At 53.5% G+C, this 13,611-nt stretch carries 14 protein-coding genes; 5 read left to right on the top strand and 9 right to left on the bottom strand.

Going from position 1 to position 13,611, the window contains the following annotated elements; all coding sequences use genetic code 11:
- Window positions 1–40 precede the first annotated feature (40 nt).
- The 3 genes from EL29_RS04775 (at window position 41) to EL29_RS04785 (ending at window position 4,511) form a co-directional block, all read left to right on the top strand.
- Complete coding sequence (locus tag EL29_RS04775; RefSeq protein ID WP_187668452.1) at window positions 41–1,579, top strand: glucan biosynthesis protein G; 1,539 nt, start codon at window positions 41–43, stop codon at window positions 1,577–1,579.
- The gene (gene mdoH, locus EL29_RS04780) at window positions 1,572–4,124 is read left to right on the top strand and encodes a glucans biosynthesis glucosyltransferase MdoH (protein ID WP_013025323.1); all 2,553 of its coding nucleotides are present in this window, start codon (window positions 1,572–1,574) and stop codon (window positions 4,122–4,124) included. Before EL29_RS04775 ends, mdoH begins: the two co-directional genes overlap by 8 nt.
- Before the next feature lie 147 nt (window positions 4,125–4,271).
- Window positions 4,272–4,511: a YceK/YidQ family lipoprotein gene (locus EL29_RS04785; RefSeq protein ID WP_013025324.1), complete on the top strand. Its 240-nt coding sequence runs from the start codon at window positions 4,272–4,274 to the stop codon at window positions 4,509–4,511.
- Here the strand turns inward: EL29_RS04785 and EL29_RS04790 are convergent.
- From EL29_RS04790 to EL29_RS04800, 3 genes are all read right to left on the bottom strand, one after another.
- Window positions 4,502–4,903, bottom strand: a complete 402-nt coding sequence (locus EL29_RS04790; protein ID WP_013025325.1) for a MysB family protein — start codon at window positions 4,901–4,903, stop codon at window positions 4,502–4,504. The genes EL29_RS04785 and EL29_RS04790 overlap by 10 nt on opposite strands.
- Before the next feature lie 163 nt (window positions 4,904–5,066).
- Window positions 5,067–5,417, bottom strand: coding sequence for a DUF3147 family protein (locus EL29_RS04795; protein ID WP_028715003.1), 351 nt, complete (start codon window positions 5,415–5,417; stop codon window positions 5,067–5,069).
- Between the two features lie 144 nt (window positions 5,418–5,561).
- Window positions 5,562–7,049 carry an MFS transporter gene (locus tag EL29_RS04800; RefSeq protein ID WP_013025327.1) on the bottom strand — a complete coding sequence of 496 codons (1,488 nt, stop codon included), beginning with the start codon at window positions 7,047–7,049 and terminating at the stop codon, window positions 5,562–5,564.
- 114 nt (window positions 7,050–7,163) lie between these two features.
- On the opposite strand from EL29_RS04800, the gene EL29_RS04805 reads away from it, so the two are divergent.
- Window positions 7,164–7,772 carry a TetR family transcriptional regulator gene (locus EL29_RS04805; RefSeq protein ID WP_028715004.1) on the top strand — a complete coding sequence of 203 codons (609 nt, stop codon included), beginning with the start codon at window positions 7,164–7,166 and terminating at the stop codon, window positions 7,770–7,772.
- Between the two features lie 26 nt (window positions 7,773–7,798).
- On the opposite strand, the gene lpxL is transcribed toward EL29_RS04805, so the two are convergent.
- Window positions 7,799–8,722: a Kdo(2)-lipid IV(A) acyltransferase gene (gene lpxL / locus EL29_RS04810; protein ID WP_013025329.1), complete on the bottom strand. Its 924-nt coding sequence runs from the start codon at window positions 8,720–8,722 to the stop codon at window positions 7,799–7,801.
- Between the two features lie 260 nt (window positions 8,723–8,982).
- Here lpxL and trhO point away from each other — a divergent pair, with 260 nt between their 5' ends.
- Window positions 8,983–10,032 (top strand): oxygen-dependent tRNA uridine(34) hydroxylase TrhO, encoded by a 1,050-nt coding sequence (gene trhO, locus EL29_RS04815; RefSeq protein WP_028715005.1) that lies wholly within the window; start codon window positions 8,983–8,985, stop codon window positions 10,030–10,032.
- Between the two features lie 38 nt (window positions 10,033–10,070).
- On the opposite strand, the gene EL29_RS04820 is transcribed toward trhO, so the two are convergent.
- From EL29_RS04820 to EL29_RS04840, 5 genes are all read right to left on the bottom strand, one after another.
- A complete protein-coding gene (locus EL29_RS04820; RefSeq protein WP_013025331.1) occupies window positions 10,071–10,646 on the bottom strand; it encodes a YceI family protein in 576 nt (191 codons plus the stop codon).
- Window position 10,647: 1 nt separating this feature from the next.
- On the bottom strand, window positions 10,648–11,223 hold the full coding sequence (locus tag EL29_RS04825) for a cytochrome b (RefSeq protein WP_014593409.1): 576 nt from the start codon (window positions 11,221–11,223) through the stop codon (window positions 10,648–10,650).
- A 295-nt stretch (window positions 11,224–11,518) separates the two neighbouring features.
- Complete coding sequence (solA, locus tag EL29_RS04830; protein WP_013025333.1) at window positions 11,519–12,634, bottom strand: N-methyl-L-tryptophan oxidase; 1,116 nt, start codon at window positions 12,632–12,634, stop codon at window positions 11,519–11,521.
- Between the two features lie 96 nt (window positions 12,635–12,730).
- Entirely contained in the window at window positions 12,731–12,985 is a 255-nt protein-coding gene (bssS, locus tag EL29_RS04835) for a biofilm formation regulator BssS (RefSeq protein WP_013025334.1), read from the bottom strand.
- 247 nt (window positions 12,986–13,232) lie between these two features.
- A complete protein-coding gene (locus EL29_RS04840) occupies window positions 13,233–13,505 on the bottom strand; it encodes a hypothetical protein (protein ID WP_014606143.1) in 273 nt (90 codons plus the stop codon).
- Between the last annotated feature and the right edge of the window lie 106 nt (window positions 13,506–13,611).

A 13,611-nucleotide genomic window follows, 5' to 3' on the forward strand; every position in this document is an offset into this window, starting at 1 on the left:
AGGGGGGGATGTGCTGACTAAAGAAAAAAATAATGTTGGGCTGACGAAAATGCGCTGGATTGGCGCGGCAGTCCTGCTGGCTTTGTATGCCAACAACAGTTGGGCGTTTAATTTTGATGATGTGGCAAAACAAGCCAAAGATCTGTCCGGAAAAAGCTTCGAAGCGCCAAAAAGCAATTTACCCTCTCAATTTCGTGATATGAAATTTGCTGACTACCAGCAGATTCAGTTCAACCACGATAAAGCGTATTGGGGCAAACTGCGTACGCCGTTCAAACTCGAATTCTACCATCAGGGGATGTACTTTGATCTGCCGGTGAAAATTAACGAGATCACCGCCAATACCGTTCGCGAAATCAAATACAGTCCTGATTATTTCAACTTCGGCAATGTGAAACACGATGCCGATGCGGTGAAAAACCTCGGCTTTGCGGGTTTTAAAGTGCTGTATCCGTTGAACAGCAAGAACAAGAAAGATGACGAAATCGCCAGCTTCCTCGGTGCCAGCTATTTCCGCGTGATCGGTGCCGGTCAGGTTTATGGCCTGTCTGCCCGTGGTCTGGCTATCGACACCGCGCTGCCATCAGGCGAAGAGTTCCCGCGTTTTAAAGAGTTCTGGATTGAACGACCCAAACCGCAGGACAAACAGCTGGTGATCTACGCACTGCTGGATTCTCCACGCGCGACCGGTGCTTATCGCTTTACCATCCATCCAGGCCAGGAATCCACGGTTGATGTGCAGACCAAATTCTATTTACGCGACAACGTAGGTAAACTGGGTATTGCACCGTTAACCAGCATGTTCCTGTTTGGTCGCAATCAGCCGTCGCCAGTGTCTAATTTCCGTCCTGAACTGCATGATTCAGACGGTCTGTCGATTCACAGCGGCAACGGTGAGTGGATTTGGCGTCCGCTGAATAACCCGCGTCACCTGGCCGTCAGCACCTATACCATTGAAAATCCAAAAGGCTTCGGGCTGTTACAGCGCGGACGTGATTTCAATAACTATCAGGACCTGGATGACCGTTACGACCTGCGTCCAAGCGGCTGGGTTGAGCCAATCGGCGACTGGGGTAAAGGACGCGTTGAGCTGGTTGAGATTCCTACCGCAGATGAGACGAACGATAACATCGTGACGTTCTGGACACCGGAAAACCTGCCGGAACCGGGTAAAGCGATGGATTTCAAATACCGTCTGCACTTTGGCCGTAATGAAAACAAACTGCATTCTGACGATGTTGCCTGGGTGAAAGATACGCTGCGTTCAGCGGGCGATGTGAAGCAGTCGAATTTAGTCCGTCAACCGGATGGCACTGTTGCCTTCACCATCGATTTCGTCGGCAAAGACATGAGTGAAATGCCTGCCGACAGTCAGGTTGCGCCGCAGGTCAGCGTAGGCAAGAACGCCGAAGTGGTCGAACAAAGCGTTCGCTACAATCCGGTCACCAAAGGCTGGCGTCTGGTATTGCGTCTGCGCGTGAAAGATAACAAGCAGGCGACAGAGATGCGTGCAGCGCTGGTCAGCGGTGACAAGACATTGACGGAAACCTGGAGCTATCAGTTACCTGCCAATGAATAATTTGACTTTTACACCTCAACGCTATGTAGAAGCCCTGCCGCTGGATGCGGCAGGAAAAACGCGTCTGGCCGCTTCGTTGCAAAATGCGCAGACGTTTCACCAGTTACACGAATCGCTGGGCCAGGATGTGGCTGCCAGCGATCGCCCTGAGGATGCACCTTTAAAATCGGTGTCGTCGCGAGTGGAAATGGCCTGGCCCGATTCACTTGCCGGGGGACAGCAGCTAGGCAAGGACTATCTTGATCGCACCACGTTAAAGGCGATGCCAAAAGTGAAGCGTTCATTGATGTTCCCGGAAGCCTGGCGCACTAACCCGCTGGCTCGCGCCTGGGACTCGCTACGGGGACACAAGTCTGTTCCCCGTTATGCTTCGGCCGAAGAGCAGCGCGCGGAAGAGAAGTGGCGCCACGTGGGGTCCATTCGTCGTTATATTCTGTTGATCCTCACGATTATGCAGACCGTGGTGGCGACGTGGTACATGAAAACCATTTTGCCTTACCAGGGCTGGACGCTGCTGGATCCCATGGACATGATCAACCAGAACTGGCAGCAGTCTGTTATGCAGATTCTGCCTTATGTGTTGCAGACCGGGATTCTGTTCCTGTTTGCGATCCTGTTCTGCTGGGTGTCGGCGGGTTTCTGGACGGCGTTGATGGGCTTCCTGCAACTGCTGATTGGTCGGGATAAATACAGCATTTCCTATTCTACCGTCGGCGATGAACCCCTTAATCCTGCGCACCGTACCGCGCTGATCATGCCGATCTGTAATGAAGATGTAGGACGCGTTTTTGCTGGTTTACGGGCGACCTGGGAATCAGTGGTGCGTACCGGAAATGCTGAGCACTTTGATGTTTACATCCTGAGTGACAGTTACGATGCCGATATCGCTATCGCTGAGCAGAAAGCCTGGATGGAGCTGGTACGTGACGTCGGTGGCGCGGGCAAGATATTCTATCGCCGTCGTCGCCGCCGTGTGAAGCGTAAAAGCGGCAACATCGATGACTTTTGCCGTCGCTGGGGCAGCAACTATAGCTACATGGTGGTGCTGGACGCCGACAGCGTCATGAGCGGTGAATGTCTGACGGGCCTGGTGCGCATGATGGATGCTAACCCTAATGCCGGTATCATCCAGTCTTCGCCAAAAGCCTCGGGCATGGACACGCTTTATGCGCGTTGTCAGCAGTTTGCGACCCGCGTTTACGGCCCGTTGTTTACCGCCGGTCTGCACTTCTGGCAGTTGGGTGAGTCGCACTACTGGGGCCATAACGCCATCATTCGTGTGAAGCCGTTTATCGAGCACTGCGCACTGGCACCGCTGCCGGGTGAAGGCTCGTTTGCCGGTTCCATCCTGTCGCATGACTTCGTGGAAGCGGCACTGATGCGCCGTGCTGGCTGGGGCGTATGGATCGCCTATGATTTGCCGGGTTCCTATGAGGAGCTCCCGCCAAACCTGCTGGACGAACTTAAGCGCGATCGCCGCTGGTGTCACGGTAACCTGATGAACTTTCGCCTGTTTCTGGTGAAAGGGATGCACCCGGTGCACCGTGCCGTCTTCCTGACGGGCGTGATGTCTTATCTGTCGGCACCGCTGTGGTTCCTGTTCCTGGCACTGTCCACCGCGTTACAGGTGGTGCATACGCTCATGGAGCCCACTTACTTCCTGCAGCCAAGGCAGCTGTTCCCGGTCTGGCCCCAGTGGCGTCCTGAACTGGCGATTGCGCTGTTCTCGACCACGCTGGTGCTGCTGTTCCTGCCGAAACTGCTCAGCGTCGTGCTGATCTGGTGTAAGGGGGCGAAACCCTACGGCGGTGCGCTACGTCTGTTCGTCTCGCTGCTGCTGGAGATGCTGTTCTCGGTGCTGCTGGCACCGGTGCGTATGCTGTTCCACACCGTATTTGTGGTAAGCGCGTTCCTGGGCTGGGAAGTGGTCTGGAACTCACCGCAGCGTGACGATGATGCCACACCCTGGAGCGAAGCCTTCAAGCGTCACGGTTCGCAGATGGCCCTGGGCATTGTCTGGGCTGCCGGGATGGGGTGGCTGGATCTCAACTTCCTGTGGTGGCTGGCGCCAATCGTGTTCTCGCTTATTCTGTCGCCGTTTGTATCGGTGATGTCGAGCCGCTCTGGCCTCGGCATCAAGAGTAAGAAAGCGAAGCTGTTCCTGATCCCGGAAGAGTACGATCCGCCGAAAGAGCTGGTGGATACCGATCGCTATGTGGAACTCAACCGTCAGCGCGTGCTGAAAAATGGCTTTATGCATGCGCTGTTCCATCCTGCGTTTAACGCCCTGGCGACCGCGCTTGCGACCTCACGCCACAAGCAGAGTCAGTTACTTGATCATGCGCGCGATCGCCGCGTCGATCAGGCACTGAGCGATGCGCCGGAAAAACTGAATCGAGAGCAGCGCTTGCAGCTGATCAGCGATCCGGTGGTGCTGGCGCGTGTACATACTCGCCTGTGGGAAAGTGGTGAAAAGTATCATCAGTGGGTAGAGAGCTATCAAAAAATGCCTCTCAACCCCGATGCCTTACCGCATCAGGCGTAGCAACGAAGAAAGCGGCAGAAATGCCGCTTTTTTTACGCCCGTCGCCGGTTACAGACGGCAACATTATTTTGCACTTTGCACGAATGGGGATGGCAACCCGGCTCAACTCATGATTAAAATAGCGCCTGTTTAACCTGAGTCGCTATTGTGAATACATTCGCTAAAGTCATCCTGTTATCCCTCGCCGTCGTTACGCTGAGCGGCTGTGGCAGTATCATCAGCCGCACCGTGCCCGGGCAGGGACACGGTAATCAGTTTTACCCCGGCGTAAAGTGGGATATCCGTGATGGCGCATGGCGGGTTATCACCATTCTCGACCTGCCGCTGTCACTGGTGGTCGACACGCTGCTGATTCCGGTAGATGCCAGCCATGGACCTTATGAGTAACTGCGGTCAGAGTCGCTGTTATCGTCTTCCCATTCCTGCGCCGCGGCTTTACCTTCTTCGCTGTCCAGCGGAGGTTCAAGTTGAAACTCACCGTCATCCCACTCGTGCAGCGTATTTTCTGCTAACCACTCCTGACGCAGTTCAATCTCATCAAAATCGCCGTCAAAGATAGCCTGAGCGGCTTCATTGCTGCGCACAGGCAAACACTCGCCCGAATCCCCTTCGTCTTCGAAGAACTCTGCCTGCCACATGATGTCACCGTCCTGCATCACATATTTTTGCAGGCCAAACTGGTTGATGGCCGCATCGTCTTGCTCAATATCCGGATGGCTGGCGAGAAACTCTTCACGCGCAGCATCAATCGCTTCTTCCAGTGTAGTGAACATACTCATGCTTCTCTCCTTGCCTGATTAACGTGATTTCAGTGAAGAATAGACGAAAATCTCAGGAGGGAAAGTCGGGCCACTTTAGCGGACGAACGTTCTGCACATACAGCCAGTCCTGAATCGCATCCGTTAGCTGCTCTAGCTCGGTGTTGTGTGAACACCTGCTGGCCTACAACAGGTCAATACCAAACCTTTTCAGAAAACCTGCCCACAGCATGAACAGGACGATCGTGATCAGGCAACTCAGCCCCAGCGTGAGCCAGAAGCCGGTACGTTGGTACAAAAACGGGAAGAGTATAAACATCGGCAGGGTCGTTACCACATACCAGAATGTATACCAGGCATGGGCGGCGATCTTTGTCTGGCTCTGTCCTTCAAGTTTCATCCAGATTAACACCAGGATGGTGACAAGCGGCAGGGCGGCCAGGAGCCCACCCAGGCGATCGCTACGTTTAGCCGCTTCAGAAATAATCACCACCATCAGGGCAGTTATCGCATATTTAGAGATAAGCCAGAGCATAGATTTTTCCGTTGTTGAGCCGCTCAGCGGCGCTATCGCCAGCCTGATCACAGGGCTTCAGGCAGTAACGATCGCGAATATTATCACGATCGTTACTGCGGGATCGTTCTCCCGTTGCAGCGCCGGTTCGCGGCAACGCATCGGTTACTTCTGGGTGCTCTTTGCCAGGCTAAATCCAATACCGGCAGCCAGCAGGAGTAACAGCACAGCCGCGCTGACCAGCGCCACGCTGTGAGAGGTGATAAAGGCCGCTTTTGCCGCCTGAATCGTTGCCCCGGCGAGTGCAGGCTCCAGCGTCTGTGCCACTTTAATGGCCTCACCGATGGAGGATGAGGCTTTTTCTGCAAGCCCAGGGTCCAGTGCCGAGGGCAGCACAATCGAAGCGGTAAAGCTACGGGTCAGCAGCAGACCAAAGAGGGCAATGCCCAGTCCGGCACCCAGCTCATAGGACATGGTTTCAATGGCGCCGGCTGCGGCGGCTTTTTCTTTTGGCGCGGCCGCCATAATGGCAGAGGTCGACGCCAGCAGGGCACTGGATGCGCTAAAGCCGAGCAGCACCATCAGGCTCCAGGCCTGCCACTGCTGGGTGCTGAAGTCCAGCATCGACAGCCCCAGAAAGCTGATACCGCTGAATCCCATGCCGCCAACTGCGACCGGCCTCAGACCCAGCTTGCCGACCAGTATCCCTGCGATGGGGCCGCTGAAGCCGCTGGCAATCATGACCGGCAACATAAATTTTCCGGCTTCGAAGGGCGTAAAGCCATGAACAAACTGCAGCTCCTGCGCCATGAGCAGTTCAAACCCCACCAATGCGATCATCGCGGTCAGGGCCATCACCACACCACTCAAAATTATGCGATGGCAAAACAGCTGCAAATCGATCATCGGCTGTTCCGCTCGCCGTTGAAGACGGATAAACAAGGCAAGCATCGCGGCGCCTGCGATCAGGGCTGCCGTGATCTGCGACGGCGATACATCACCCTTGAGCGCCGTTTTGGCGCTGTAGACCAACAGCAGTATGGCGACGATCAACAGCAGCGCATGGGGCAGATTCAGTTTTTGCTCCGGTCGCCCCGGCTGTCCCGGAATCAGCCAGACGGCGAGCGCAACCATCACAACGACAAGCGGGACGTTAATGAAAAAAATCGCCCCCCAGTCATAATGTTCCAGTACGGCACCGCCAAGCAGCGGGCCAAACGCGGCACCACCGGAACCGACGGCGGCCCAGACGCCCAGCGCAATATTGCGATCGCGCGCTTCAACAAACAGTGTCCGGATCCCGGCAAGCGTTGCCGGGATTATCATGGCTGCCCCGATGGCCAGTGACGCGCGGGTTGCTATCAGCCACGCAGCCGAAGGGGCCAGCGCCGCCGCCAGCGATGACAGGCCGAACAGCAGGCTACCCGTTATCAGCAGGCGTTTAAATCCGATACGATCGCCCAGTGCACCCATAGGTAACACCATACCGGCCATGACCAGTGAGTAGATATCAATGATCCACAGCAGCTGGTTGCCACTGGCGTTTAGCGTCATGCTCAGCGTCGGTACGGCAACATGCAGCACCGTGGCATCGATTGCGACCGGGATATACAGCATGACGATAATCACCAACGCGACCCACTGACGAAGCATTACAATCCCTTTGAAATAAAGTTGAACACATGTCCAAAACGGATCCTACTTAATGTTGAACGCTTGTCCAGCTTTTTGTTAGACTCGTTGCTTTACCGTTTCAGGTAGGTTGAGATGAACTATTTAAGTCGGGATGAGCGCCGGGAAGGCATACTGCAGGCCGCAATGACCGTTGCCCTTCAGGAAGGCTATGCGGCCATGACGGTAAGACGTATCGCCGCAGAGGCGCAGGTTGCCGTCGGTCAGGTGCACCATCACTTCTCGGGCATTGGCGAGCTTAAGTCCCAGGCGTTTATTCGCCTGAGCCGAAGAATACTGGACACCGAAACCGTAACGGAAAACGCCAGCTGGCGTGAGCGACTCTTCTCCATGCTGGGTAGCGATGATGGCCGGTTTGAGCCCTACATTCGGTTGTGGCGCGAAGCCCAGATCCTGGCAGGACGCGATGCAGAAATGCGCGGCGCCTATATCGTTGCAATGGAGATGTGGCAGCAGGAAACCGTCGCCGTCATCAAGGCGGGGGAGGAAGCCGGTGAGTTCAGGCTACTTGATAAAGCGGACAATATTGCCTGGCGGCTAATTAGTCTGGTCTGTGGGCTCGACGGGCTTTGCATACTCAACATGCCAGGGCTGGACATCGCCGCCTCGGATAATCATATTCATCGCCTGATTACGTTGGAACTGTTCAGTCCGTTATCGCCCGGCAGCCGCTGCTCGCAGTAAACGCGAACAGCGGCTGAGCAGCGGATCTAATAGCGTGAAGGCTCACCTTCTGGCCGGGTTTTGAAACGGCGGTGCAGCCACATGTACTGTTCAGGGGCGATGAGCACGCCTTCTTCAACTACCTTGTTCATGCGCAGAGCCGTGTCTTCGTCGCTGGTCAGGGGAAAATTCGCGCTGACGTCAGGCAGAATAATCAGTTCGTAGCCGCGTCCTTCGGGCAGGCGACGTGGAACAAAGGGGATGACGGCGGGTTTACCGGTGCGGATCAGCATATGCGTACCCACGGTTGTTGCCGCCTTTTCCACGCCAAAGAAGGGCACAAATACGCTGCTGCGCGGGCCATAATCATGGTCGGGCGCGTACCAGATGATATCGCCGCGCTTTAACGCCCGAATCATGCCTTTGAGATCTTTACGATCTAACATCCCTTTATTTGAGCGCATACGACCGCGCGTCTGCAGCCAGTCGATTAATTTATTGTCGTTAGGCCGGTAGACGCCAATGCCGGGATTATGGATGCCAAACATGCGAGCACCGATCTCCAGCGTTAAGAAATGCATGCCAATTAACAGCACGCCGCGCTGGCTATCATGGGCCTGCTGAATATGTTCCAGACCAGAAGGTTTGTGCCATTTGTGGATGCGCCAGTCGGGCCAGAACCAGGCCATGCCGGTTTCAATCAGCCCCATCCCTACCGATTCAAAGTTATGCTTAATCATGGCTTCGCGATCGACTTCCGGCATCTCGGGAAAGCTGAGCTCCAGATTACGGCGCGCAATGGCCACGCGTCGCTTCATGAAGCGCATACCAAGGCGACCAATACGGCAACCAAGTGCATAGAGTAGTGGATAGGGCAGCAATACCAGGATATACAACAGAATTATGCCCAGCCAGGTTAACCAATAGCGGGGATGCAAAAGCGCGCGTGAAAATTGGGGCAATTGGGTCATCTTAAATATTATTATCCTGCGTCGTGCACCAGCGGTGCTGTTTTTCGTCAGTTGCGGTTATTGTGCCATTTTTTTCCCACTGCTGAAATGTTACAGCATTTCGCAGGTTGTTGTCGGGAGCAAAAAGAGAAGTATGAATACCCGGACCGGCGAAAATGTACAGGTTAAACTATCAATTTTTCTTATACGCTTCGCATTTTTTTCAATTCAGGTATCATGTGCGCGCTAAATTTCTTCTATTGATAACAGGAACGAACACCATGCCAGTGTTACACAACCTTGTTTCCAATAAAGAGCTGAAGGCGCGCATGCTGGCGGAAACCGAGCCGCGCACCACAGTCTCTTTTTACAAGTATTTCACTATTGCCGATCCAAAAGCGTTTCGCGACGAACTCTATCTCGGGTTAACCGCATTGAAGGTGTTTGGGCGTATTTACGTTGCGCACGAAGGCATCAACGCCCAACTGAGCGTGCCCGCCAGCCAGTACGAGGCGATGAAGGCCTATTTATACGGTTTTGATCCGGCGTTAAATCATCTGCGTATGAATATCGCGCTCGACGACGATGGCAAATCGTTTTGGGTATTGCGACTGAAAGTACGTGACCGCATTGTCGCGGACGGCATCGACGATGAAACTTTTGATGCCAGCGACGTCGGCAACTATCTGAAAGCGGCGGAAGTGAACGCTATGCTTGACGATCCCGATGCGGTATTCGTGGATATGCGAAATCATTACGAGTATGAAGTCGGGCGCTTTGATAATGCGCTTGAGGTGCCTGCCGATACCTTCCGTGACCAGTTGCCGATGGCGGTGGACATGCTGAAGGATAAGAAGGATAAAAAAATCGTCATGTACTGCACCGGGGGGATTCGCTGTGAAAAAGCCAGCGCCTGGATGCGCCATAACGGGTTCGAAGATGTTTATCACGTCGAAGGCGGCATTATTGAGTATGCGCGCCGCGCACGGGAACAAAATCTTCCGGTGCGTTTCAAAGGCAAGAACTTTGTCTTTGATGAACGCATGGGCGAGCGTATTTCGGATGATGTGTTATCCCACTGCCACCAGTGCGGGACGCCGTGTGACACCCACGTAAACTGCGTTAATGACGGCTGTCACCTGCTGTTTATCCAGTGTGAACGTTGTGCCGAAAAGTACGAGCACTGCTGTAGCCCGCTCTGTCAGGAGGAAGCCCGCCTGTCACCCGAAGAGCAACGCGCTCGCCGGGCAGGACGTGAGAATGGTAATAAAATTTTCAACAAGTCGCGTGGCTTGCTGAACATGACCATTCCTGCGCCAACCCGCAAATAGCCGGAGCCGCCTGAAGCCTGGCTTCAGGCGGCTTAAGATTACTGACGTACGCCTTCTACTGAGATGATTAACTCAACGTTCTGAGAGGCTGGCCCAAGATCCTGAGTAATATTAAAGTCTTTCAGCGCAATCTCGCCTTCCGCTTCAAAACCGGCACGATAGCCGCCCCACGGATCCTTACCTTCACCCATCATTTTGGCTTCCAGCGTCACAGGTTTCGTCACGCCATTCAGCGTTAAATCCCCTGTAACGGCCAGTTTATCGCCGTCTTTCTTCACCGAGGTTGATTTAAAGGTCGCAGTGGGATGTTTAGCCACATTCAGGAATTCAGGACCGCGAATATGCTTGTCACGCTCGGCATGATTGGTGTCCACGCTGTTGGTGTTGATGGTCACATCCACTTTATCGGCTGAAGGATTACTGGCATCGAAGCTGAACGAACCGTCGAAATCTTTAAAGGTGCCGTACAGCCAGCTGTAGCCTAAGTGCTTGATACGAAACTGTACAAAGGCGTGCTGGCCCTCTTTATCAATTTTGTAATCAGCGGCACTGGCGGTCAGTGAACCCAGCAGCAGGCCGGCACCTGTGATGGCCAGAAGCGTTTTTTTGAACATATTATTTTTCCTTTTCAGAGGGTGAACGGATGCCCAGACCCAGCATCCTTTTCAGGGTGATATCGCGATCGATAAAGTGGTGCTTTAGTGCGGCCAGACCATGTAACACCGACAGGATCACGATGCTCCAGGCCAGCCATAAATGAATATCTCCCGCTAAATCTGCCTGTTCGCCCGCGCCGGTCAGTACAGCAGGCAGAGAGAACCAGCCAAACACCGAAACCGGTTTGCCGTCGGCGGTAGAGATTAAATAGCCACTGAAGAGGATGGCGATCAGCAGGCCATAGAGTAATCCGTGCGCCACGACAGCCGTGATGCGCACAAGAGGGGAATAACTGCTCAGGGGTTTAGGCGGCGGCGAAACCACGCGCCATATCAGGCGAATAATCAGGGCCAGCATCAGAATGACCCCGATGCTCTTATGAATCTCTGGCGCATTGTGATACCAGGTATCGTAATAGCTCAGCCCAACCATCCATAATCCCAGGGCGAACATGGCATAGATAACCAATGCCATTGACCAGTGTAGGAAAATGGAGAGCCATCCATAACGACCGGGTGAATTTCTTAGCAACATTTTTGCAGCGGTATCTTAAGAATATGTAGAAATAAGAATCTACACAATGAAACACAAAAGCAATAATGCTTACTTTTCTATAAATATCTCCTGTACTAATGAAATCGGCTCGCGTAGCGGTGCGCGTAAGCACAATATTATTGAACAAGGCTTTTTTACGCGGGCGCTGAGACGTGGAAAAGTGGATAAACGGGCCTGTTTACGTGGATATAACAGCAGGAAGGGCGTCAGATAAAACCGGAGTGTAAATATATGTCAGTGCGGCGCCGCGTAAAACCGGGCCGCCGCACCCTATTTACTGAAAGCGTGACAGCCTGAACGGTGTGAGATCAAAACTGAAAGGCTGATTCTGCGCAAACTGACTGGCAAGCTCGCCTAAAACGCTGGCAAATTTGAAACCGTGTCCGCTTAAGCCCGTTATCACCAGACGGTCAGGATCGCCCGGCACGGTATCGATAATAAAGTCTTCATCGGGGCTGACATCATAACTGCAGGCTTCCCCGTGCAAACACACGCCAACGCCGGGTAAAAACTGGCGCAAAAAGCGGAATGTTTCGCTGCCATCGGCGGCCAGGCTACCGAAGGGTTTGCGATCTTCGGGTTGGGTCATCAACTGGCCCCCATCATGGCGGCCTAACTTCAGGGCGTTGTTATCGGCAGGGAAACCATAATACTGGCTGCCATCGGCCATTTCACAGGTGAATCCGGGAAAGGCATTGTTTTCACTGTAACGACCATCAGCCTGATACCAGGCAAAGACCTTACGCGTTGGTGCCACCGGCAAATCCGGCACCAGTTTGCTGACCCATGTCCCGGCGCTCACCAGCATTTTTCGCCCACGGTAAATGCCGTCAATCGTGGTGACCTGCTGTAAATCGCCTTCACGACTGATTTGCGTGACGGGGCAGTTAAACAGCTGCGCACAGCCCTGTTTTTCCGCCAGCTGAATCCAGCTCCGCACCGCCTGTTCACTTTTTAAAAAACCGGACTGTGGCTCAAATACGCCCAGGTACTCATCGGGGACGTTAAACTGCGGCCAGCGTTTTCTGACCTCCGCGGCCTGTAATATCTCGACGGGAAGCTGCCAGGCTTTTGCGCTGTTGATGACGTTTTGAATAAACACGGAGTGAGCAGGGGCGATATTCAGGACGCCGCACCGGTGCATAATGCGCTCGCCAGCCTGCTGCTCAAGCGCATCCCATAACGTCTGCGCACGCAATACCAGCGGCACATAGCGCTCGCCTTCTCCGTAAGCATGACGAATCAGGCGGCTTTCGCCGTGGTGGGCGCCCTGAGTATGAGGCGGATGGGCGCTGTCAATCATCAGTACGGAGAGGCCGGCCTGCGTGGCGTAATAGCCTGCTGCTGCGCCGACTGAGCCGCTCCCGACCACAATAAGATCGTAAATCATGAAAATGGAACTCCTGAAAGGGTTACATAATCAACAGCATACCAGAAAGCCCAATAAAAAAGGCACCCTGGAGGGTGCCTTGCTGATGCAGCAGTATTAATGCTTCTTTAGTAGTCGTTCTACTTGCTCGGCAGATTCTATCTTGGCGATACCGGCTTCAAGAATGGAGATGAACTGCTTTGCTACATCAGTCGTCAGCCAGTAAGTCGGGCCAACGTCTGCGTCTTCTTCTGTTTGATCTTGCGACGAAAGGGAGTGCAGGCGGATCATCATCGCATCATAGCTGTCAACAGTACTGATATCCCAGCCCACCAGTGGATGGGTCTGAATTACATCTTTGCGACTGTCCATTATAACCTCCTTATTACTCGTTAAACGAAGTGCATGATGAGGTTCAATGCGGCTTTTTTATTTCCACTGCGAAACAATTATAACAGCAATATAGCGATTTACTGATTAAAACGTATCACGGAACGCCTGAAAGCAGAATGTTTGTCTCTAAAACGGTAAAGCTGAGAAGATATAATACCAGAATGACAGGTAGGTAATCGTCCTATTTAAACAGTAAAAGTTGTTCATCACTGGCGTTAACCGCACGTCAGATTAGGGCGGTCTCCGCGCCGGTTGTCCCACTGCGCTTCTGTAACGTTTCGGCCAGGCGCGCAAACTGCTGCTGCAGTTGCTCATCATGGTTTTGATTCTGGGCTTCAAGAGAAAGATTATGCACCAGTAACTGACTGGCCCGGTCATCAAGACAGAAAATCAGGCTGGAGAACGCATTTTCCAGCACCGTTAAACGACGCTGCTGTTCACCAATCAGCGTTAACAACTCGCCAAAGGTCATCGCTTCTTCGGGTTTATCTGTAGTCATGGGATGCAACTCCTTTTATGCATGATCAGCGCCAGCATAGGACATTGATCATTCAGAGTCCAGATGGGGAGAGGGGTTAGGCAGACTTTAAATGAAGATAAAAAAA

Source organism: Pantoea ananatis LMG 2665, from assembly GCF_000710035.2.
In the GTDB taxonomy this organism is placed as follows: Bacteria; Pseudomonadota; Gammaproteobacteria; order Enterobacterales; family Enterobacteriaceae; genus Pantoea; species Pantoea ananatis.

Excerpts from the sequence above, each read along its gene's own strand:
- EL29_RS04820 (WP_013025331.1), bottom strand. The coding sequence starts at position 10,646 with ATGTTCAAAAAAACGCTTCTGGCCATCACAGGTGCCGGCCTGCTGCTG.
- mdoH (WP_013025323.1), top strand. The coding sequence starts at position 1,572 with ATGAATAATTTGACTTTTACACCTCAACGCTATGTAGAAGCCCTGCCG.
- EL29_RS04825 (WP_014593409.1), bottom strand. The coding sequence starts at position 11,223 with ATGTTGCTAAGAAATTCACCCGGTCGTTATGGATGGCTCTCCATTTTC.
- trhO (WP_028715005.1), top strand. The coding sequence starts at position 8,983 with ATGCCAGTGTTACACAACCTTGTTTCCAATAAAGAGCTGAAGGCGCGC.
- EL29_RS04800 (WP_013025327.1), bottom strand. The coding sequence starts at position 7,049 with ATGCTTCGTCAGTGGGTCGCGTTGGTGATTATCGTCATGCTGTATATC.
- solA (WP_013025333.1), bottom strand. The coding sequence starts at position 12,634 with ATGATTTACGATCTTATTGTGGTCGGGAGCGGCTCAGTCGGCGCAGCA.
- EL29_RS04795 (WP_028715003.1), bottom strand. The coding sequence starts at position 5,417 with ATGCTCTGGCTTATCTCTAAATATGCGATAACTGCCCTGATGGTGGTG.
- EL29_RS04840 (WP_014606143.1), bottom strand. The coding sequence starts at position 13,505 with ATGACTACAGATAAACCCGAAGAAGCGATGACCTTTGGCGAGTTGTTA.
- bssS (WP_013025334.1), bottom strand. The coding sequence starts at position 12,985 with ATGGACAGTCGCAAAGATGTAATTCAGACCCATCCACTGGTGGGCTGG.
- lpxL (WP_013025329.1), bottom strand. The coding sequence starts at position 8,722 with ATGACCCAATTGCCCCAATTTTCACGCGCGCTTTTGCATCCCCGCTAT.
- EL29_RS04805 (WP_028715004.1), top strand. The coding sequence starts at position 7,164 with ATGAACTATTTAAGTCGGGATGAGCGCCGGGAAGGCATACTGCAGGCC.
- EL29_RS04790 (WP_013025325.1), bottom strand. The coding sequence starts at position 4,903 with ATGAGTATGTTCACTACACTGGAAGAAGCGATTGATGCTGCGCGTGAA.